Genomic DNA, 20,618 nt, shown 5'->3' on the forward strand with positions numbered 1-20,618 from the left:
GCCACCCTCATTTCAGTCCCAAGCCGTTAGACTGCTGCCATAGTCTGAAATGAGGAGTGCCCATGCGTATCATAATGCCATTGGTTCTGGCGCTGGGGCTGATTACAGCCACGGCCACTGCCCTCACCCATGCGGCCAATACCGAGCAGGCGGCCCGCCAGGTAAATAACACCCATGAGGCCCTCAAGGCCGCCGATGGCGCCCGTGCGATACTGAATGGTCAACTGGTTAAACGTCTGGACAACAAGCACTTTGTGCTGCGTGATGCCAGCGGCGAGATCAAGGTAGAAATCGACCCTGTGTTGCTGCGCACCCTGAGCCTGAGCGACCGGACTCAGGTAGAACTCAGGGGCAAAATCGACAAAGGCTGGCGCGGCCCGGAAGTGGAGATAGACAGCATCCGCGTGGTGACATCACAGGGATAGTCTTTTAGGATACCGACACTGGTTTTTTATGGAGGCATCAATGAGATATTGGTTGCTTGGAGCATTGATGGTGACAGCCGGCGCCTCGGCCAACACCAGTTTGTTCAACTTGCTCAACACGGGTGACAGGGTCAACCCTGTTGCCATGATGGAAAGGGTGGAGACAGACCATCCCGGTTATATCGCCGATTTTGAGCTGGATGTGCAGGACGGGGAGCTCAGATACGAGTTCGACGTGATCAATGCCGATGAAAACACCCTCACAGAGCTGACCTTTCGCGCCACCGATGGCACACTGATCCTGCAGCGCAACAGCAAGCTGGAAGCCGACGACCACGACGAGTTGGAAGCGGTCAAATTGCTCGATCGCAAGCAGCTGCGCTTTTCCGAACTGGTGCGTATGGCCAGTGAGCGGCACGAAGGTAAGTTAATGGGTGCCCAGTTGGAACACGATCTGGGGATCAGCTACCTGGAATTCAAAATGGTGGATGAAAACGGCAAGCGCAAACACGCCTTTGACATCCAAAAGCTCAAACCCTTGCCTATGCTGCAATGGGAACGCTGAGCCACACTAAGGAGCGACTGTGAAAATCCTTTTGGTTGAAGACGACAACACCACTTCAGAATACATAGTCAAAGGTTTTTCCGAGCAGGGACACAATATTGAAGCGGCCGCCGATGGTCATCAGGGGCTGTTGCTGGCCACCAGCAACCAGTATGACCTGATCATTCTCGACCGCATGTTGCCCGGCCTCGATGGTCTGGCACTGCTGGCGGCGCTGCGGGCCAACGCGAATCAAACTCCGGTGCTTATTCTCTCGGCGCTGTCCAACGTGGACGAGCGGGTAAAGGGTCTGCGCAGCGGCGGCGACGATTACATGACCAAGCCTTTCGCCTTCTCAGAGCTGCTTGTTCGCGCCGAAATTCTGGTATCCCGGGGGCAAACCGCACCTGTGCAGACACACCTGCAGGCGGGCCCGCTGGAAATGGAGCTGCTCACCCGCAACGTGACCCTGGATGGCCACGAGCTGATGCTGCAACCCAAGGAATTTCAGCTGCTCAAGTACCTGATGGAACACCCCAATCAGGTCATCAGCCGCACCCTGCTGTTCGAGGCCGTGTGGGATTATCACTTCGATCCCCGTACCAATGTGATTGATGTCCATATCGCCAAACTCAGGCGCAAGTTTGAAGAACTGGGCTACGGCGAACTGATAGAAACAGTCCGGGGAGCGGGTTATCGTCTTCGCCAAAGGCATTAAGCCTCACCAAAGCTCCATCTGGGGCATCACGTTGATTTTTACCGCGCTGGTGACCCTTATCACCGGCGCCCTGCTGTTCACCCTCTACCGCCAACTGGTTACTGAGCAGCAGTATCAGATAGAGCAGCACCTGGAGACCGAAAAGCAGCGCTATATTCAACTGGCACAATCCGTTGACCGGCGCAGTTTTGCCGCCCAGATCCGCGCCGCCGATCCCAAGTCGGTGTTGGTGGCCTGGCGCAACAGCTTCGATATCGTCGGTTCGCTTAGCCTGATGCCGGAAGATATTCCGCTGCTGCCAGAAACGGTAGAGTTCCCCATTCTGACCGGTGGCCCCGACAAGCTGCACATTCTCACCGGTGGCTTGGTGATTACCCGCTACGGGCCTGTGCTGATTGCCACCCGCACCGACCAGCTGGCGACCCTGATTAAGAAATTCCTGCGGGCTGCAGTGACCACCATGACCCTGACCATAGTGCTGACCATGGCCCTGGGGTATCTGTTTTCCAAAGCCATTCTGCGCCGTTTGGTGCAATACAACCGCCTGGCACAGCGCATCGAGCGCGGCCACTACGACACCCGGCTGCCGGTTAGTTGGCGTCAGGATGAGTTCGATATGCTGGCGCGCCAGTTTAACCGGGTATTGGACACCCTTGAGGCCAACCTGCAGGCGGTGCGTGGCGTGACCGACAATATCGCCCACGACCTGCGCACGCCGCTGTCGCACCTGCGCATCGGCCTTGAACAGCTGAGGGATAAGCCCCAGGAAGAACGCGCCGAGAAAGCCGAGCAATTGATAGAGGAGTTGGATTTTTGCCTGGCCACCTTCGATGCCATGTTGTCTTTGACCCGTATCGAAGAAGGGCAGCAACAGCTGGATCTGCAGCAGCTAAGCCTTTCGGAGCTGTGTGCCGATCTGGTGGAGATGGCCGAATTGCTGGCCGAAGAACGCGGTCAAACCCTCAGTTTGGAACTCGGACGTGAATGTACGCTGCAGGGCGATAAGCACCTGTTGTTTCAGGCACTGTTCAATCTGGTGGATAACGCCATCAAATACGCAGGAGACGGGGCCGCCATTCGTATCAGCCAAAATGGCCGCGAAGTGGTCATTGCCGACAATGGCCCGGGGATCCCACCAGAAAGCCGCGAGCGGGTGTTCGAGCGCCTGGTACGACTCGACCCCAGCCGCCATCATCAGGGCACGGGGCTTGGACTGTCGATGGTGAAGGCGATATTATCGCGCCATCAGGCCCATATACGCCTCGAAGACAACCAACCGGGTCTGAGAGCCGTCATCGAGTTTCAATAAGCTATGTATCGCATCATCGCCGACGAGGCGGATTTTCTCCTTATCGACAAGGCACCGGGCGTGCACTTTCATAGCCAAGATGGCAGCGCCGGTGTAGTGGCGCAGGCCGAATCTGATTTGGGGATAAAGCTCTACCCGGTGCACAGGCTCGACACCCTGACTTCGGGCCTCATCATACTGGCCAAGTCCAGCACTGCAGCAGCCGACTTTACCGAGCTGTTCAGCCGTCATGGGGTGCAGAAATATTATCTGGCGCTCGCCAGGGGCAAGCCAAAGAAGAAGCAGGGCAAGATTGCCGGTGACATGGCCAAGTCCCGTCGCAGCCAATACAAGTTACTGCGCACCATGGATAACCCGGCCGTTACCCAATTTTTCTCCGCTTCGGTGGCCGAGGGATTAAGGGCCTATCTGCTCAAGCCTCTTACCGGAAAAACCCACCAGCTCAGGGTCGCCCTGGCAAGCCTGGGTACCCCCATACTCGGTGATACCCTTTACGGCGGTGAAACCTCTGACAGAGCGTATCTACACGCCTGGCAGCTGGAGTTTCAATTTCGTGGTCAGGAATACCACTTCGAAAGCGAGCCCTCAGAGGGTGAAGCCTTCCGTTCAGAAGCACTATCACAGCAGCTCAAAAACGACTGGCGCAATCCATCAGCCCTGGACTGGCCCGGCCGCTGAATCCATCACACAGTTGCGGCCACAAGCCTTTGCCTGATACATGGCATGGTCGGCGGCCGAAATCAGCTGAGAGATACTCATCCCCTCAGCCATCGCGGCACAGCCAAAACTGGCGCTCAAAACCACCTCGTCGTCATCCCACCGCAGCGCCGTTGCCGCCAGGCTTTCCCGCAGTTTTTCGGCCACCAGATGTGCCTGCTTTATACCGGCGCCGGCTAAAATGACCAAAAACTCCTCGCCACCAAAGCGACATAACATATCGGTTTCTCTGAGACTGTTGCTTAAAATCAGCGCCGCTTGCCGCAGCGCCGCATCGCCCGCCTGATGCCCAAGCTTGTCATTGATTTTTTTGAAGTGATCCAAATCCAGCAACACTATGGCAAAAGACTCGCGTCCCTTCTGCCAGCGCAGATACAGCTCTCTGAGTCTCAGTTCAGCGCTGCGGCGATTCCAAAGCCCTGTCAGCATATCCCTGTCTGCCAGTACCCGTATTTTTTGTACCAGTCGAGTGAGGGCATTGCCTATGGCGACCACATTGATACTGAGACTGAGCACCAAATAAAACCACAGCATGGGCACGGCATCGGCTGTATGGATGGAAATGAAGCGCTCTTCTGCATGTTCCTGGGTCAGGATGAGTCCGAGTCGCACTAAAAACAACGCAGCCGCCAGTATCAGGGGCATGACCAGCATTAATGTGATACTGGCACCGACACCCGGTAGCAACCCCTTGTAGGTCGACACCCCCAAACGGGCGAACAGCACGGCCGCCGCCAACGAAAACACGATGCCGAGATAATGCTGTGATTCCACCGACGGCGGCACCAGCAACATGGCGAATATCACCACAGCCAACAGCAACAGCTCAGGCTTATAGTTCATCGGCAATCGAAACAGGAATACAGTGCCAAAGCGCATCATGATGATGCCGCCAATCAGACTTAAATCGGCACCGAACCAGGCAAGATAGCTCGGCTCCTCCGAACGGAAGGTGTTGAGAATAAGCCCCAACATCAACAAACCATTGGCCACTGCGTACTGGCGACAGGCCTTTGGTGCAATGCGTAATGGGCCCGCCAGCAGTGCCCAGGCTGCGGCACAGGCGGCCGTCAACAGCACTATGACCTCAATGAGGATCTCAGCTTGGATGTCCATCAAACCCCGATTGTACTTATTCTTTTTTTAGTGGCTTTACTATAGCCGCCGCAAAGAGATAATGTCAGTTTTTTGTCCGACAAGTCTTGCCATTTTTCGGCTCAGTTGCGAAGTTAGCCAAGTAGTTCGAGCAAGGAGATCTAATGGATACCAATAAACTACTGCTGGTGATCATCGCCATATTGCTGCCACCTGTGGCGGTATTTTTAAAAGAAGGTGCGGGAAAGCATCTGCTGATCAATATCATTTTGTGCCTGTTTTTCTGGCTGCCCGGCCTGCTGCATGCCCTGTGGGTCGTGACAAAGAGCTAGTACCAGGCTCACAACACAATTGAAAAAGCCCCTTGATGGGGCTTTTTTATAGATGAATTTAATTACTCAGGGTTGTGGACTTTTTGCCATTTAATGACCATCATCCTGTTTATGACGTCATTTTATTCATCTATAAATCATGTTTGCGCATCTACCTTCTCTCAATGGTCTACGGGTTTTCGAAGCGGCAGCCCGACATCTCAGTTTTAAACTCGCGGCCAAGGAACTGGAGCTCACACCGACGGCGGTTTCCCATCAAATTCGCAATCTGGAGTCACAGCTCGATATTCAGTTGTTTATTCGCCACACCCGGGCGGTAGAACTTACGGCTGCGGGGTACACATTATTTGAGACCAGTCGCCAGGTGCTGCGCCAGATAGATCAAACCCTGACCAGTCTGGGGGTGGGTGAAGACTCTGAAATACATATCAGCGCCCCACACGGCTTTGCCGCCCTGTGGCTGGCGCAGCATTTACCCTACTTTCAGCGACGTTTTCCCGAGGTAAGGGTATCGGTCAGCCATTCCGATACCCCCGATACCCAGGGTGGGCATGTGGCCATTATCCCGGCAGATAAGGTCGAAGAGGCCACACTGACAGAACACTTTGGTATTTATGCCAGCCCCGCCTATCTGTCCCGCAAACATCCCCAGCAAACCCTGATGCACGTGCGCCGTCATTCAGGTGTCACACAAATCAACTGGGATAGATGGCAGAAAGATTATGGCAAGTTCAAAGAAGCCCAGTTCATCGAGTTTGATCGCGAAGACCAGCTGGTACAGGCCTGCCTCGCCGGACAGGGACTGGCACTGACCAGCTCGCTGTTGGTGGCATCCCTGGTGGAAAAAGGCTGGCTGAAACCCTGTCTGCCGGAAAAAATCCTGCCGGGCCCGGGTTACAGCATCCAACTGCCACAGGAATGCCGTAACAAGCGCCAGATCCAGCAATTCATTGGCTGGCTGGATGAACAAACCGGCACAGACGCCGCCCAATAACGACCGCAGCAATCACTATCAAGGAAGAACCCCATGTTAAAAACCATCAAATGGTTACTGCTGTTGGTATTGCTCTTGTGTATCAGCCTGTATGTTACCCTCCACGCCAGCCTGCCTGAGCTGGGTGGCAACAAGCTTGTCGCGGGGCTGGAGCAGGCCGTCGACATTGAGCGGGATAACCTGGGTACCGCCGTCATACGGGCTCAAAGTCGGCGCGATGCCGCCTTTGGACTGGGATACGCCCACGGTCAGGACAGATTTTTTCAAATGGATTTGCTGCGGCGCAACTCAGCCGGCGAGCTGGCTGAACTCTTTGGTGATGCGGCGCTGAAGCTGGACGAGCGCCACCGCTTTCACCAGTTCAGAAAACGCGCCCAGGCCCTGCTGAAGCACTTGCCTGCAGAAGACAGAGCCGTACTGGAGGCCTATAGCCGCGGCGTAAATCATGCGCTGTCCCAGCAAGCCCTGCCCGGTTTTGAATACCTGCTGAGCGGCGGCGATATTCAGCCCTGGCAACCCGAAGACAGCCTGCTGACTATATTCTCCATGTATCTGGATTTACAGGGGAATACGGTTGAGCGCGAGCTGGTGCTGGAACGTATCAAGCAGCTTTATGGCGACGAGATGCTCGCCTTCGTCAGCCAGAACGACCCTATTCAGGCCGCATTGGACGGCAGCACCCTGCCTACCCAGGCCATGGTGGCGCCCACCTTGTCCGCCGCAGCGCTCGACAGAGCGGAGCTCAGCACAATAGGAAGCGAGCTCGATGCCTTCGTCAAGGGCAGCAACAACTGGGCAGTCACGGGGCACCTTACCCAAAGCGGCCACGCCATGCTGTCCGACGATATGCACCTCGGCCTCGCCGTTCCCATCATTTGGTACAGAGCCCAGCTCAATTACCCCCATACCGGCGGTGACATGGGCGAGCGCGATATTCAGGTTACGGGTGTGAGTCTGCCCGGCGCTCCGGTCATTGTGGTCGGCACCAATGGTCATATCGCCTGGGGCTTTACCAACGGCTATATTGACACCGCAGACTGGATTGAACTGGCGGCAGATGAAGCCACCGAAACCGTTACAGAGCGCCTAGACAGCACAGGCGCAGGCAAAGACATGACACTCAGGTTGTCCCGTTTTGGTCCGGTGAAACACCTCGGCGACAAAGACTATGCGCTTTCCTGGGTGGCTCACGGCGACTTTGCCATTAACCTCAACCTGATGCATCTGGAAACCGCCACTGGCGTGGGTGAGGGGCTGGAACTCACCCGACATACCGGCATCCCGGTGCAAAACATGCTGATAGTGGATGAGGCTGGCAATGCGGCCTGGCGCCTGACCGGTGCCATTTCGGCGCGGGATAACCCAACCCAGACGGCGCAGGCTGCCAACCGCTGGCAAGCCAATGGCTGGGCAATACCGGCTGAAGATGTGCCCATCGTCAGTAACCCCACCAATCAGCGACTCTGGAGCGCCAATAGCCGAGTCCTGTCCATATCAGACACCCAACGCTTCGGCGACGGCGGTTATGCCATTGCCAGCCGCGCAGCGCAAATTCGTGACAACCTGCTGGCCAAAGATAACTTCGACGAGCGGGACTTTCTCGCCATGCAACTGGATAACAGAGCGCTGTTTCTAACACCTTGGCACCAGTTGTTGACCAAGACGCTGAAACTGCAACCCGATGAATTTGCGGATGACCTCAAGGCGCTGGCCAACTGGGGCGCCTGTGCCTGCAGCGAGTCGGTGGGCTACACCCTGGTCAGCAAATTCCGTATTCGGGTCATGGACAGCCTGTTTGCCCCGCTGCAAACCCGCCTCGCCGAAGAAGGTCTCAGCCTGAGCAAAATCAAGGGGAATCTGGAAGTGTCGGTATGGCAATTGCTGCGCCAACAACCGGACTCCTGGCTTCCCGAAAACATGGCCGATTGGGACAGCTACCTGCTACAAATTTACCGCAATAACCGGGATGAACTGCTAAGCCGCCATTCTCAAGCCGGCAAGCTTGCCGATCTCAATTGGGGCAAGGTCAATGCGCTGAAAATACAGCATCCTTTCAGCAAGCAAATCCCACTGCTGGCACCGCTGTTGGACATGCCACAGGTAGCTGGATTCGGGGGCCACTTCGAACCTGCGGTGCAAAGCCCGGGCTTCGGTGCGTCCCAGCGTCTGATAGTGCAGCCGGGGCGCGAGTCCGATGGCATCCTGATGGTGCCGGGCGGTCAGTCTGGCCATCCGTTATCGCCTTATTACCGCAGCGGCTTTGACGATTACGCCAATCACAGGCCAACACCCTTGCTGCCGGGCGAGGTAAAGCACATGCTGCGTTTAACCCCGCAGTAAACCAAATGAAAAGGAACGACCGCCAACTGGCCAGGTGATTTGCCAAAACCATGGAAATGTTCGAGTCTGATTAGACAACATTCAACAGGGCATTAGCCATGGAAACAAAAGCAACCCAGCCAGTGGCAGAGCGACTGCTCCCCAGAACCAGCGACGTTGGTGGCATACCTGTGGCCCGGGCCATTCCCCAAAAGGCCAGACGCCTGATTGGCCCCTGGTGTTTTTTGGATCACCTTGGCCCCATTTCAGGCCCGGTAACAGTGAACGTGGGCGAACACCCACACACGGCGCTGCAAACCTTCACCTGGATGATGGCGGGAGAAATACTGCATCGCGACAGCCTGGGCAGTACTCAGGTGATACGTCCCGGCCAGGTTAATCTGATGACCGCAGGCCACGGCATTGCCCACACCGAAGAGTCTTTGCCAAATCAGACCCATCTGCACGCCGCTCAGCTTTGGATTGCCCTGCCTGCTGCCCACAAGGACACAGCACCCAGGTTCGATCATTATCCCACGCTGCCGCGCTGGCAGGACGCCGGGGCGAATTTCACCCTCCTGATAGGCGACTGGGCGGAACACCACTCCCCAGTGCTGCACTTCTCACCCATATTGGGACTGGAGATTTTCCACAGTGCCGACACTGGGGCGCCGGTGACCCTGACATTGCCCCTTGAGCCAACATTCGAGCACGGACTCATGCCATTGGAGGGAATCTTCCACCTGGCAGGGGAGAGCTTCAGCGATAACCAACTGGCCTTTTTGAACTGGGGCGAAACGTCCGTGACCATCAGCTTGCAGGCCGGATGCCGCCTGCTGCTTATCGGTGGCGAGCCCCTCCCCGATGACATCACCATCTGGTGGAACTTTGTCGGCCACAGCAAGGCGGAAATCGCCGAGGCCCAGGCACAATGGCTGGCACAGGATCCCCGCTTCGGCCCGGTCACAGGTTATCAGGGGCAACGACTGGAGCCGCCACCCATCCCCTGGTGAGCGACGCTTTACACCAAGACATAAAAAGACCGCCCTTCGGCGGTCTTTTTATGATGGATGGTGCTTATCTACCCTTGCTCACTCGCGTTGCTCAGACTCCACTGACGAATGCGCAGGGATAGTCACGCCCCCCTCCGGCGACGGTGTTGGTGCTGGTGCCGCCACTGGCAGCAATATACCTCCCGAAACTGCCGGCGTGACAGTCGATTGCACTGGATGCATCACTTGCCCGGATGCGTCCGGAACAACCTTAGCCTTGCGCAACACAGTATCCTTGGCCATTGCTCGTATATCACCACTGGTCACACTCGCATAAGAAAGCTTGGTCGAAACCCTATCGATCCTCACTTGCCCCAGCAGTATTTCCTCACGTCCAAGGGATTCTTTGGTGTAAGGATCTACCAGTTTTTTCCCTAAGCCATAAACATCGTAACGGTAACCTTCGACAACATTCTTTCCCCCCTGATTCAGCACCAGTTGATTACCACTCAGCGACAACACCTTTATAGGATAAATGGCATCAATAATGGTTCTGGCAACTTCTTCGGCAGCTTCAGCGGCTATTTGCTCAGGATTCGCCATATCCAAAGCAATAAGCGCATCGTCTTGCCATTTTATCTGCCGGGTCGCGATATTGATCACTTGGTATGACACTCTGGCCTGACCGTATTCCGAGCTTTGCCGCTCACCCGTCAGGCTGATGCTGTTGGTATACTGACCACTCTCCACAGCCACGCTGCCCGCTACCAGATAGTCCATTCCCAGCACTTGCCCAAGGCGAATTTTCTCAGACTGGGGAGTATCTGCACTCAGGAGCAAATTACGTTCATTACTAAAGGCAGCGTTATGCTCCCGGTCGAGTACGGCAAAGCGACGGCTCTGTACCAGATGGGTTTGCAAATATTGGCTGAACTCTGCACCCGAACGACCACTGAATCTGGACACAACCAGCTTACGCCTGTTATCCGGAGTAATCCCCGGTGATTTATACACAGGTATACTGGCCGAAATCACCACATTGCAATACTGCTCCGTACAGGCTTCATCCAGGATTTGATAACGCTCGACATAGCCTTGCGTACGGGAAGCCGTCTTATTAGTGATCTCAGAGGACAACACTGCCTCATCATTCACCTTAACCTTCATCGCCTGTCGCACCATCTGCTGATCAATATTCACTCCGCGCACTTGGCGAACTGCCTCTGTCAGCGCATTTTCTATCGCCTGCTCGCGGCTCAAACCTGAGCCGCTGGCTTCGACTTCCACAGTACCGCCAAAAGCAAAGGGAGAAGAAGTCAGCAACAAGAGAGTGCAGCCATAAATGCCATGCTTAAAACTCCTCATTGGATGCCCCATCGCTCTCACCTGTGCCGGATTTTATGTTCGCTTTGGCAGCATTGGCCTTTTTCTCTATTAACTTACCGTTTTTTAATGCCTGAGAATCCTGCTCAGCCTTGGGATGCCATACCAGCACCACGCCGTTAACTTCACGATTAGTCACAGGATGTTTCTCGGTCCAGCGCATGGCCGTTTTCAAACCCACCAAACCTTTGACATTGGAGGTCATGGACGAAGCTTCAGACACCTCTTTAATCATCTCTGAGACAGCGTCTTCACTGACGTCAGTGTCCTTGTTCTGGTTCAGAGTCGCCGTGGCAGTGCGGCTCTTGCCGCTGGTTTTACGGCTCTCAGACTCATAAGTTCCCATCAAGGAATAGCTTTCAGCGATATGTGACAACGCATCAAGCTCAGCATCTGCAAAGCTAAAATCCCGATTATCGGCACATTCTTCATAGTCGCTTGGATTACAATCATTACCAGACATACCAAAGGACACTAGCATGGGGTAGCCTTTTTCATCCCACAGCAGCTTAGTGCCATATTGGTAAACCAGATTGGGTTTCTGTTTGGACAAATAGCTGCCCAAAGAGTCACCCGCTTTTTCCGGACTGGGTTCAATATTGCCTTTGCTCAGGCGCAATGAGGAAAGGAAGTTCTTTTTCTTAACCGACGTTGCCACTACTACTGCCACTGCCGTATTGCCATTTTTATCAGTGGCCTCGTAGGTCTTCATGACTTGCGAGCCGCTAATATCGCCTCGAGATCTCTGTTTGGAAATCTGAGTAATGGCCTTCTGCATCATCAATTTACGCTTAGTTGGTGGTGCAGCATCATATTCGGCGGCATCCACTCCAACCTCGGCTAACTGAGCATTCAAGGTCGCATCGGCCAAGGTAACCAATTTATCAAGAATGGCCTCCAACCGACTCTCAGTTTGGAGCTCCTCTGCGGTAAACTCCGGCAATTTGTTGTTTTTAAATGCTGTTCTGAGAGTTTCTGAGGCGACATCACGATACAGCTGCTTAAGCAGGGATTCCCGCGCTTTCTGCTGAGCATTTCGGTAAGCCATGATACGGGCATCGCTCCATCCCGCTTCTGTTGGCCTGGCAGACACTAGAGCCGTGCCAAAGTGCAGGTGCACCTGTTTATTCTGTTCAGCGAATTGAGTCACTTTACTATCGACAAATGCCTGCACCTGTTGCTGAACGTATGCACCTGCATCATCCAACCCTTGCTCTTCAGCCGCAACAACCTCTTCTTTGGTCAGGGTTGGCGCAGCACTCAAAACATCGGCATCCTGAGCGGTCTGCTCTTCACCGTGGCTAACTGCCGTGAACAGGAGAGACGACGTCGCGAAGGCAAGCAGTGTTTTATTGAATTTCGATGACAGCTTCATAATTGCTCCATTCCATTGGGAAAACCCCGGAATACCGGGGTTTTTAGGTTAATTACCAGGTAACAGAATCGTTACTGCCACGCTTGGAAATGGGGTACTCCCCTTCCCAGTAGGCCAGGCCTGTTTCCAACTGAGTCAGTGTCAGTTGAAAGTAGTAATCCACCAACTGGGAGGAGCGATCGATTTTGTTGGTACGTTGGATAATCTTGCCGCTCAGGCTGAAGTCCGGAGAAATCACTGTTCCGTTCTGTTTCACAGTGGCTTGATTAACCAGTTTGGAGTTTTGCAGTTCCCTCACTTTGGCCGTCATTTCATCTTCAGCGCCATTAAGACCGATGGCGGTTGTTGTAATAAACTTGCCACTTTGCAGCAGGCCCACACGGATCTTCTTAGTCAATTGATCGGTATCGATACGTTGCGCCGTATCATTAACCACATTAGAAATAGCCATGATATAGCGTCCACCCTGGGCCGCCTGAGGATGTACCAATAGTGGGCTGGCAATGATCTCATTCAGGGCTTGATTCGCCGCATCATCAAAATCCCGGTGTGACAGTCCCATGGTCACAATCTCTTTAGAATCCTTGGGTACATAGGAAGTCGATTGACAGCCAGACATAAGGGTTGCCCCAATCAAGGTAGCGGTAAGTATTTTGTTTTTCATTGAATGTGCTCTTAATTACAGACTGATAACATCGACGATGGGTAAGGCTGTGGCTGTCGTGGCCTTGACATAAACTATGGCGTTTTTACCTGCCGGAATATCCACATCAATAGGTGTAGTCTTTTCACCCAAACTCAGAGTCAACTTGCCTTGTGCCGGTGCATCTACGACTGCTGCTTGGAAATTTTTGGGTAGCATGCTCCAGGTGCGAGTATCCGCTTGGGTACTGATGGCTTGCAGCAAGCCAGCTCCCAACCCCAGCAGAGGATTCTGATCATTGATTTGCTTTTGAGCTACGGTTTTAATTAACGTTCGGCTGATTTCCTTAGTTAGAATAACTGGAAACTCTTCTTTGAATTCGGCTTGAATGATCTTGTCCATATCGCCCACTACCTCGGTTTTCACATCACCGACTTTCAGGCTGTCATAGGGTGCCGGTAATTCTTTAAGCCGTGGTAAGGCTATACCCGTATAAGCTACATTGTCTGATACCAAAAATAGTGGCAAATCGATACGCAACTCTTCTTTTTTAACTGCGCGGCCATTTTCAAACACAACCCAAACCTTGTTAAGTCCAGCGAGGTTTGAGGTGCCTTTTTGCAGTTCCTCAGCTAATTTCAAAGTCTCTGCTGACACCTTGGTCTGTGTAATCGCTGCAACCCGATTCAAACTATCAATGGCCTTGTTGAGATCACTGTTATCTTGGGCATTCAGCATAAAAAACAAGCCATGCATGAATGTGGAGAATGGGTTGATATAGCCATCATAAGCCTGCCATTCAGTACTGGTGAAGTTATGCTGAGCAACCACTTTCTCTGATTCGAGTAAGCTTTTGTTTAGATTCTTTGAAGTTGCTTCATCTTTACCTTCTAATTGTTCTTTTTGTTTATTGATTTTTTTGGCGAAATAATCAGCAGCCCGACGCTGTCTCTCATCCGAACGATTCCACTCGACACGAGCATTATCACGGTCACCAATAGATATAAAATTCAATGCCTTATATGTATTAACCATGACAGAGTCATAATAGGTTTGTTCATAATCCAACATGGCATCATTGGTTATTGTCGAACCGATAAGCTCGCCGGTAGACTCAAGCACCCCCTCGGTATCCTCCATGAACATCACATCTTCGATGCTGTCGAAATAGCGATTACTTTCTGTGTAATCTTTATTCATTCGCAGTAAGCTGCCCGCTTGCATACCCCAAAGCTGATCCGAAAGCTGGTTGGTTTTCTCATCAAGACCTGCTTTTTCCTTAGCCAACGTAATGGCCTCAAGGGTATTGCCCTGAACTAAGCTGGTGTCCAACTTACCCTGATTTTTTCTTTCTGTAATTGCGCATCCTGATATAGCTAACGCCAAGAGTGTAACTGTCAATGCATTTTTCATATTAGTTGTCCCGCAGAATAACTCCACCATTCCATCTGGCTGAGCGTATAAGCTGATTAAGTTTCATATTTCTAGGGAGGTCGAGGAAAGATAATTCAGAAAAATCGCTTATTTCCATGCAACTGCATTCCCTTGCCAATGGAATTTACAACTTCCACAATAAAAATATCAATTTTAAATACATTTAAAAAACAGATGCGCGTCACAAAACTGTTCATTGTTTATTTTCATTCACGAACGCACTTTAATACACGCTAAATTAACCAATGATGTTTAAATTAATAAATAAGACAAATATTCCAAATATTTAAAAATAAAAAGTTTATATACCTATTTATAATTTGATTATAAATAGGTAGGTAAGGTAGTCGCGTCATTCAGTTATCAGGGGCAACGCCTGGAGCCTCCACCCATCCCCTGGTGAGCGACGCTTTACACCAAGACATAAAAAGACCGCCGAAGGGCGGTCTTTTTACATTGAGCCGCAGCTTATTCCGGCGTATGGCATACCGCCTCGACATTGTTGCCATCGGGGTCCAGCAGAAACGCACCAAAATAGTGCTCATGGTAGATGGGCCTTAAGCCGGGGGCGCCGTTGTCTTGTCCGCCTGCAGCCAGGCCTGCGTGGTAAAAGTCGGCCACCGCACCACGGTTTGGCGCCACAAAGGCGGTGTGCCTCGGCGACGCTGGCTCAACGGTTTCAATCACCCAGAAAATGGGTTTTCCTGCGGGACCAAAGGCGCACATGCGCCGGGTCGGCCACTGGGCATCCCAGCTGGCCTCCTCTTCAAACAGCAGTGGGTAAGCCAGAGGGGCAAAGGCGGCGATATAAAAGTCGCGGGTGGCTATGTAGTTGGTGGCGTAGGTACTCAGGTGGTCAATCATCTCGGGAGTTCCTTACTGAGGGGAATATTGACGATGTCGGAAGATAAAATGCGGGCGACAGGGCAGAAAAAAGCCGCTCATTGAGCGGCTGTTGAATTTCAGCGCATGGTCACAAACTCTTCGGCGCCGGTGGGGTGGATAGCCACCACGGCATCGAAGTCGGCCTTGGTGGCCCCCATCTTGATGGCCACGCCAAAGCCCTGGAGGATTTCATCCATCCCAAAACCAATACCATGGATACCCACCACCTTCTCATCGGCACCGGCACACACCAGTTTCATTTTGCAGGGTTGGCGATGGGCAGTCACGGCGGTGTACATGGAGGTGAAGGTCGACGTGTACACCTTCACCTGATCTTCGCCGTATTGCGCCTTGGCATCGGGCTCACTCAGCCCCATGGTGCCTATGGGCGGGTGACTGAATACCACGGTGGGCACCAGGCTATAGTCCATTTTGGCATTGGGCTGGCCGCCAAAGAGGCGCTCAGACAAGAAACGTCCGGCTTTCACGGCTACCGGGGTGAGCTCAATACCGCCGGCCATGATATCGCCAACGCAGTAGATACCTTTGGCACTGGTTTGCTGCCATTCATCCACTATGACGTAACCCTTGTCGTCCAGGGCCACATCTGTATTTTCCAGACCGATTTTATCGGTGGCAGGCTCACGGCCAATGGCCCAGATCAAGCAATCCACAGTGATGGTCTCACCGTTTTCGAGCAGCAGCGTCAGGCTGCCATCGGCATTTTTTTCCACGGCCTTGGGCACGGCATGGGTATGCAGTGTGGGGCCATTTTCGGCCATGGCATCAGTGAGTGCCTGACTCAGCATGGGGTCGAAGCTGCGCAGCGGTGAGTGCTTACGCACACACAGGTGGGTTTCGCTGCCAAGGGCGTGCAGCACACCGGCAATCTCCACCGCAATATAACCGGCGCCCACTACCACAACCCGCCTGGGCTGTTCAGTCAGGGCAAAAAAGCCGTTGGAGTCGATACCGTGCTCGGCGCCCGGAATATTGGGGATGCTTGGGCGGCCACCGGTGGCAATCAGAATATGATCGGCCGTGTACTCTTCACCGTTTACTTCTATGGTGTTGTTATTTTTAAACTTGCCATAGCCTTCCACCAGGGTGACGCCGTTGCTGGCGAAGCCACGTCCATAGGCGGCATGTACCCGGTCAATGTAGGCTTCACGGCTGGCCACCAGGGTGTTCCAGTCGAAGTTTTTCACATCCACATCAAAGCCATAGTCTTTGGCGTAAAGATGCATGGCCTCGGCAACCTGGGCACCGTACCACATCACTTTTTTCGGCACACAGCCAACGTTTACGCAGGTACCACCGACATGCTTGGCTTCAATCAATAAAACCTTGGCGCCACGGATGGCGGCGCGATTGGCGGACGCAATACCGCCACTGCCTGCACCTAGACAGATGTAATCGTAGTGTTGGGCCATGTAACTCTCCGTTGTGAACGACCGGCAAAGGCTCAATTGTAGGGAGCTTTTTGCACCTAGACCAGAGCAAAGACCGGCCTGTGCGTCAGTTTGTCACAGGATGGGGCGTTTGGCTTGGTCGACGCAGGGCTCAGCGGCGGTATTGGCAGCGCGAGTGGTCACCTTGCTTTGGCCCGTCGCCGCCGCACTTGAGGCAACGCCACTCCCCCATTCTCGCCTTAAGTTCATCCTGGTGGTGGGTACCGCCGCCACTGGATGCGAGTAAGTCTTCAAGCTGTGAAATCCGGCTATCCAGCCAGCGGCAGTTGGGATCGTTGGCCACTTTACCGCGGCCTTTGCCCGACGACGTTTTGGATGCCTTGCTGCGTTTCCCGGTGGAAACCGATTTATCCCTGTTGGCGTCCCACTGCCAGTCACGGGATTCTGGCCCAAACTCCATGACAGGTTTAACCTCTGTGGGAATGGCGAGCGGACGCCCTTCACTGTCGAGGGCTGTTTCCCTGCTCTGATGGCGCGGCCTGAGCAAGCTTTGATTATTCAGCAACTGAGTGTCGCCAGCAGACTGACCTTGTACCGACTCTTCCGGCGCAACTTGTGTGGCCTTGATAAGGGATTCATACTCGCTGGCGCCTTCGTCCACGCCTTGGCGGGCAAACAGGGTTGAAGGCGTGCCCACCCATAAGGTGACCAGCAGCCATGGCAAAAACCGACATGAAAAGAGGTTGAAGTGAGGTGACATTCCCTGTCCTCCTGTTGGTGATGCAACGCGCTGACATATCACTGCGGCAGGCGGTTGCAACCTTGGGGCAATCCCGCCCCAATCTGTGTTTCACAAGTGTAGTTCAGGCCGGTTAAAACGCCCAGGCAAGGCGAACACCGGCAAAGGTTTCGTCCCTTGCCTCTTCACCCATGTCGACCTCGATATCTTTTCCGGCAATGACCCGGCTGACGTGGGCCGAAGCCGTCAGGTTGTCAGCCAATGCCCAGGCGGCTTCGAGGCCAAATTGCAGGTGATTGGCGCCATTATGATCTTCGGTGACATATTGGAAGTCGAATCCCTGAGTCAGGTAGGGACTCAGGGTGAGTTGTTCACCAAGATGCCAGTTGCTGTGCAGGCTCAGCTCCACAAAATAGCCGCCGGCTTCGGTGCTGTAGGTGTAAGCAATGGAGGGTACCAGGTAGTCCCAGCTGGTCCAGGCAAGTTCGGCAAAGAGTTCATTGTCGCTGCAGCGCACGTCCCCATAGGCTTCTATGCGCTGAACGCCAACAAAGGCTTCCAGCGATTCGTGCAGATGCAGCTGGTATTCCACGCCAAAGTTCCACTCGGTAAAGTGCTCAGTATCGGCACGCCCAACCAGCGTAAAGGCGCTGAAATCGCCCACTGTGGCAGAAGCACCGGCCCAACCTATGCCGCCTTGGGACAAGTTATTGCGTCCCTCAGACACATACTTGCTGTCCCACCCCAGCTCCATGGCAAACTCAGGCTCTGCCGCCATTACCGGCAATGCCATAAAGGCGATTAGGGCAATCGCTGTGCGTTTCATACCACCCATCCCGAATCTGTTTTACTCTTGGGCAAATATTAATGCGGGGCCAGCGACAGTAAATGAGAATTGATAGCATTTGCGGAGCGGTCAGCAAAGTTGACACTGTAAAGTGCCAATGAATGCAAAACCGGATACAGATCAATGAAAATCTGCCATGTTCATTGCAGTCATCTGGCTGGCGTATGGCTTTGCCTTGATAAATCCGCGGCCAGCCCTTATGTATGCTCCATGGCCTTGGCCGCAACTGCTTTGCACAAGCTGCTTCGCACGACACTCTTTGCACGACAATAAGGGATCTCCATGACCAATCCACTGCTTGCGGCCAACGCGCTGCCCCCCTTTTCGGCCATCAAGCCAGAGCACATTCAGCCCGCGGTCGAGCAGGCCATCGACCACTGCCGGGCTGAAATTACACGGGTACTGGAACGTGGCGATTTCAGCTGGCAGGGATTGGTTGCGCCGCTGGAGGAAGCAGACGATCGCCTCAGCAAACTTTGGTCACCGGTATCGCACATGAATTCCGTACTCAGTACGGAAGCATGGCGTGCCGCCCACGATGCCTGTCTGCCACTGCTTTCTGAATATGGCACCTTTGTTGGCCAGCATCAGGGGCTGTACCAGGCCTATAAAACCCTTAAAAGCTCCGATGAATTTAAGGGCCTGTCCAAGGCGCAGCAACAGGTGATTGACCATGCCCTGCGAGACTTTGAGCTCTCGGGTATCGGTTTGAATGACGACAAAAAGGCCCGTTACGGCGAAATAGTAAAGCGCCTGTCGGAACTGTCCAGCAGCTTCTCCAATCAGGTGTTGGATGCCACCCACGCCTGGCAGAAAGTCATTACTGATGAGAATGAGCTGCAGGGCCTGCCCGAGTCGGCTCTGGCGGCAGCCCGCGCCATGGCAGAAGAGAAAGGCGAGCAGGGGTATCTGTTCACCCTCGACTTCCCATCTTATTTGCCTGTGATGATGTACAGCGAAAACCGTGAACTGCGCCAGGAGTGCTACACCGCCTTCGTCACCCGCGCCTCGGATCAGGGCCCCAATGCCGGCGAGTTTGACAACGGCCCGCTGATGGAAGAGCTGCTGGCGCTGCGTCACGAGCTGGCCACCCTGCTCGGCTTCGAAAGCTTTGCCCACAAGTCGCTGGCCACCAAGATGGCCGAGACACCGGCTCAGGTCATCAGCTTCCTGAACGAGCTGGCGCTGCACTCCCGTCCCCAGGCCAAGCAGGAGCTGGATGAGCTCAAGGCCTTCGCCGCCAAAGAGTATGGCCAAACCGATCTCAAGGCCTGGGATTTAAGCTTTTACGCCGAAAAACTCAAACAACACAGATATGAAATTTCCCAGGAAGAGCTGCGGCCCTATTTCCCTGAAAACAAGGTATTGAGCGGCCTATTCCACACGGTAGAGCGTCTGTTTGGCATGAAAATCGTCGAGCAGCAGGATTTTGATCGCTGGCATAAAGACGTGCGTTTCTTCCACATTATGGACAGCGAAGGGGAGCACAGAGGCAGCTTCTATCTGGATCTCTACGCCCGCAGCGGTAAACGTGGTGGCGCCTGGATGGACGAGTGCCGGGTTCGTCGTCAAACCCCCGATGGGCTGCAAAAGCCCGTGGCTTACCTCACCTGTAACTTCAATGGTCCCGTGGGCAACAAGCCGGCACTCTTTACCCATGATGAGGTGGTTACCCTGTTCCATGAGTTTGGCCATGGCATCCACCATATGCTGACCAAGGTAGAAGTGGGTGGCGTATCCGGCATCAATGGTGTGCCCTGGGATGCCGTGGAGCTGCCAAGCCAGTTCCTCGAAAACTGGTGCTGGGAAGAAGCAGCCCTCGGCGAAATCTCCGGCCACTATGAAACCGGCGAGCCGCTGCCCAAGGCCATGCTGGACAAGATGCTGGCGGCCAAAAACTTCCAGTCCGCCATGATGATGGTGCGCCAGCTGGAATTTTCACTGTTCGATTTCCGCCTGCATCTGGAATACAGCGGCGAAGACGGTGCCCGCATCCAGGAAACCCTGGACGAAGTGCGTCAGCAGGTGGCCGTGGTGATCCCCCCCAGCTTTAACCGCTTCCAGCACAGCTTCTCGCATATTTTTGCCGGGGGATATGCCGCAGGTTACTACAGCTACAAGTGGGCCGAGGTCCTGTCGGCCGATGCCTTCTCACGCTTTGAGGCCGAAGGTATCTTTAACCCGGATACCGGCCGTGATTTCCTCGCCCATATCCTCGAGATGGGTGGCAGCGAAGAACCCATGGAACTGTTCCGCCGCTTTATGGGTCGCGAGCCCAACACAGATGCGCTGCTGCGCCACAGCGGTATTCAGCACTGAGACTGACCTCATCGTAAAGGCGCTTCGGCGCCTTTTTTATTCCCCGGAGCAAAGGCCTTGTGGATGCACTGACAGTTGCCCGCTGGTAGGACCTCTGTTAGCCTTCTGCTTTACGCAAAAACTCTAAACTACGAAT

Annotated in this window: 19 protein-coding genes; 10 read left to right on the forward strand and 9 right to left on the reverse strand. The window is 53.9% G+C overall.

Annotated features, from left to right (window positions below):
- Window positions 1–62: 62 nt before the first annotated feature.
- Genes K0H63_RS19270 through K0H63_RS19290 form a run of 5 tightly spaced genes read left to right on the forward strand, consistent with a single transcriptional unit; the run spans window position 63 to window position 3,674 of the window.
- Window positions 63–425 (forward strand): YgiW/YdeI family stress tolerance OB fold protein, encoded by a 363-nt coding sequence (locus K0H63_RS19270; protein ID WP_220066081.1) that lies wholly within the window; start codon window positions 63–65, stop codon window positions 423–425.
- A gap of 40 nt (window positions 426–465) precedes the next feature.
- The gene (locus K0H63_RS19275) at window positions 466–990 is read left to right on the forward strand and encodes a hypothetical protein (protein WP_220066082.1); all 525 of its coding nucleotides are present in this window, start codon (window positions 466–468) and stop codon (window positions 988–990) included.
- A gap of 19 nt (window positions 991–1,009) precedes the next feature.
- Window positions 1,010–1,687: a response regulator transcription factor gene (locus K0H63_RS19280; protein ID WP_011761640.1), complete on the forward strand. Its 678-nt coding sequence runs from the start codon at window positions 1,010–1,012 to the stop codon at window positions 1,685–1,687.
- A gap of 49 nt (window positions 1,688–1,736) precedes the next feature.
- Window positions 1,737–2,996, forward strand: coding sequence for a sensor histidine kinase (locus K0H63_RS19285; protein ID WP_220067954.1), 1,260 nt, complete (start codon window positions 1,737–1,739; stop codon window positions 2,994–2,996).
- A 3-nt stretch (window positions 2,997–2,999) separates the two neighbouring features.
- Window positions 3,000–3,674 (forward strand): TIGR01621 family pseudouridine synthase, encoded by a 675-nt coding sequence (locus K0H63_RS19290; RefSeq protein ID WP_220066083.1) that lies wholly within the window; start codon window positions 3,000–3,002, stop codon window positions 3,672–3,674.
- On the opposite strand, the gene K0H63_RS19295 is transcribed toward K0H63_RS19290, so the two are convergent.
- On the reverse strand, window positions 3,648–4,829 hold the full coding sequence (locus tag K0H63_RS19295; RefSeq protein WP_220066084.1) for a GGDEF domain-containing protein: 1,182 nt from the start codon (window positions 4,827–4,829) through the stop codon (window positions 3,648–3,650). The genes K0H63_RS19290 and K0H63_RS19295 overlap by 27 nt on opposite strands.
- A 143-nt stretch (window positions 4,830–4,972) precedes the next feature.
- Between K0H63_RS19295 and K0H63_RS19300 the strand changes: the two genes are divergently transcribed.
- From K0H63_RS19300 to K0H63_RS19315, 4 genes are all read left to right on the forward strand, one after another.
- On the forward strand, window positions 4,973–5,140 hold the full coding sequence (locus tag K0H63_RS19300) for a YqaE/Pmp3 family membrane protein (protein WP_203325419.1): 168 nt from the start codon (window positions 4,973–4,975) through the stop codon (window positions 5,138–5,140).
- 139 nt (window positions 5,141–5,279) lie between these two features.
- Complete coding sequence (locus tag K0H63_RS19305) at window positions 5,280–6,134, forward strand: LysR family transcriptional regulator (protein WP_220066085.1); 855 nt, start codon at window positions 5,280–5,282, stop codon at window positions 6,132–6,134.
- A 33-nt stretch (window positions 6,135–6,167) separates the two neighbouring features.
- Window positions 6,168–8,474, forward strand: a complete 2,307-nt coding sequence (locus K0H63_RS19310; protein WP_220066086.1) for a penicillin acylase family protein — start codon at window positions 6,168–6,170, stop codon at window positions 8,472–8,474.
- Window positions 8,475–8,572: 98 nt separating this feature from the next.
- Window positions 8,573–9,466: a pirin family protein gene (locus tag K0H63_RS19315; RefSeq protein WP_220066087.1), complete on the forward strand. Its 894-nt coding sequence runs from the start codon at window positions 8,573–8,575 to the stop codon at window positions 9,464–9,466.
- A gap of 78 nt (window positions 9,467–9,544) precedes the next feature.
- Here K0H63_RS19315 and K0H63_RS19320 read toward each other — a convergent pair whose 3' ends face one another.
- The 8 genes from K0H63_RS19320 to K0H63_RS19355 form a co-directional block, all read right to left on the reverse strand.
- Window positions 9,545–10,810: a CsgG/HfaB family protein gene (locus K0H63_RS19320; protein WP_220066088.1), complete on the reverse strand. Its 1,266-nt coding sequence runs from the start codon at window positions 10,808–10,810 to the stop codon at window positions 9,545–9,547.
- Window positions 10,797–12,203, reverse strand: coding sequence for a DUF6844 domain-containing protein (locus K0H63_RS19325; RefSeq protein ID WP_220066089.1), 1,407 nt, complete (start codon window positions 12,201–12,203; stop codon window positions 10,797–10,799). Before K0H63_RS19325 ends, K0H63_RS19320 begins: the two co-directional genes overlap by 14 nt.
- Before the next feature lie 52 nt (window positions 12,204–12,255).
- The gene (gene lpoB / locus K0H63_RS19330; RefSeq protein ID WP_220066090.1) at window positions 12,256–12,867 is read right to left on the reverse strand and encodes a penicillin-binding protein activator LpoB; all 612 of its coding nucleotides are present in this window, start codon (window positions 12,865–12,867) and stop codon (window positions 12,256–12,258) included.
- A gap of 15 nt (window positions 12,868–12,882) precedes the next feature.
- Window positions 12,883–14,259, reverse strand: coding sequence for a COG3014 family protein (locus K0H63_RS19335; RefSeq protein WP_220066091.1), 1,377 nt, complete (start codon window positions 14,257–14,259; stop codon window positions 12,883–12,885).
- 489 nt (window positions 14,260–14,748) lie between these two features.
- Complete coding sequence (locus tag K0H63_RS19340; protein WP_220066092.1) at window positions 14,749–15,144, reverse strand: VOC family protein; 396 nt, start codon at window positions 15,142–15,144, stop codon at window positions 14,749–14,751.
- Window positions 15,145–15,242: 98 nt separating this feature from the next.
- Window positions 15,243–16,598: a glutathione-disulfide reductase gene (gene gorA, locus K0H63_RS19345; protein ID WP_220066093.1), complete on the reverse strand. Its 1,356-nt coding sequence runs from the start codon at window positions 16,596–16,598 to the stop codon at window positions 15,243–15,245.
- 130 nt (window positions 16,599–16,728) lie between these two features.
- Window positions 16,729–17,337 carry a hypothetical protein gene (locus K0H63_RS19350; RefSeq protein ID WP_220066094.1) on the reverse strand — a complete coding sequence of 203 codons (609 nt, stop codon included), beginning with the start codon at window positions 17,335–17,337 and terminating at the stop codon, window positions 16,729–16,731.
- A 112-nt stretch (window positions 17,338–17,449) separates the two neighbouring features.
- Complete coding sequence (locus tag K0H63_RS19355; RefSeq protein ID WP_220066095.1) at window positions 17,450–18,142, reverse strand: hypothetical protein; 693 nt, start codon at window positions 18,140–18,142, stop codon at window positions 17,450–17,452.
- Between the two features lie 303 nt (window positions 18,143–18,445).
- Between K0H63_RS19355 and prlC the strand changes: the two genes are divergently transcribed.
- Complete coding sequence (prlC, locus tag K0H63_RS19360) at window positions 18,446–20,482, forward strand: oligopeptidase A (RefSeq protein ID WP_220066096.1); 2,037 nt, start codon at window positions 18,446–18,448, stop codon at window positions 20,480–20,482.
- Window positions 20,483–20,618 lie beyond the last annotated feature (136 nt).

This window comes from Shewanella zhangzhouensis (assembly GCF_019457615.1).
In the GTDB taxonomy this organism is placed as follows: domain Bacteria; phylum Pseudomonadota; class Gammaproteobacteria; order Enterobacterales; family Shewanellaceae; genus Shewanella; species Shewanella zhangzhouensis.

Coding starts and splice junctions, on each gene's coding strand:
- K0H63_RS19270 (WP_220066081.1), top strand. CDS start 63: ATGCGTATCATAATGCCATTGGTTCTGGCGCTGGGGCTGATTACAGCC.
- K0H63_RS19275 (WP_220066082.1), top strand. CDS start 466: ATGAGATATTGGTTGCTTGGAGCATTGATGGTGACAGCCGGCGCCTCG.
- K0H63_RS19290 (WP_220066083.1), top strand. CDS start 3,000: ATGTATCGCATCATCGCCGACGAGGCGGATTTTCTCCTTATCGACAAG.
- K0H63_RS19295 (WP_220066084.1), bottom strand. CDS start 4,829: ATGGACATCCAAGCTGAGATCCTCATTGAGGTCATAGTGCTGTTGACG.
- K0H63_RS19300 (WP_203325419.1), top strand. CDS start 4,973: ATGGATACCAATAAACTACTGCTGGTGATCATCGCCATATTGCTGCCA.
- K0H63_RS19305 (WP_220066085.1), top strand. CDS start 5,280: ATGTTTGCGCATCTACCTTCTCTCAATGGTCTACGGGTTTTCGAAGCG.
- K0H63_RS19310 (WP_220066086.1), top strand. CDS start 6,168: ATGTTAAAAACCATCAAATGGTTACTGCTGTTGGTATTGCTCTTGTGT.
- K0H63_RS19315 (WP_220066087.1), top strand. CDS start 8,573: ATGGAAACAAAAGCAACCCAGCCAGTGGCAGAGCGACTGCTCCCCAGA.
- K0H63_RS19320 (WP_220066088.1), bottom strand. CDS start 10,810: ATGAGGAGTTTTAAGCATGGCATTTATGGCTGCACTCTCTTGTTGCTG.
- K0H63_RS19325 (WP_220066089.1), bottom strand. CDS start 12,203: ATGAAGCTGTCATCGAAATTCAATAAAACACTGCTTGCCTTCGCGACG.
- lpoB (WP_220066090.1), bottom strand. CDS start 12,867: ATGAAAAACAAAATACTTACCGCTACCTTGATTGGGGCAACCCTTATG.
- K0H63_RS19335 (WP_220066091.1), bottom strand. CDS start 14,259: ATGAAAAATGCATTGACAGTTACACTCTTGGCGTTAGCTATATCAGGA.
- K0H63_RS19340 (WP_220066092.1), bottom strand. CDS start 15,144: ATGATTGACCACCTGAGTACCTACGCCACCAACTACATAGCCACCCGC.
- gorA (WP_220066093.1), bottom strand. CDS start 16,598: ATGGCCCAACACTACGATTACATCTGTCTAGGTGCAGGCAGTGGCGGT.
- K0H63_RS19350 (WP_220066094.1), bottom strand. CDS start 17,337: ATGTCACCTCACTTCAACCTCTTTTCATGTCGGTTTTTGCCATGGCTG.
- K0H63_RS19355 (WP_220066095.1), bottom strand. CDS start 18,142: ATGAAACGCACAGCGATTGCCCTAATCGCCTTTATGGCATTGCCGGTA.
- prlC (WP_220066096.1), top strand. CDS start 18,446: ATGACCAATCCACTGCTTGCGGCCAACGCGCTGCCCCCCTTTTCGGCC.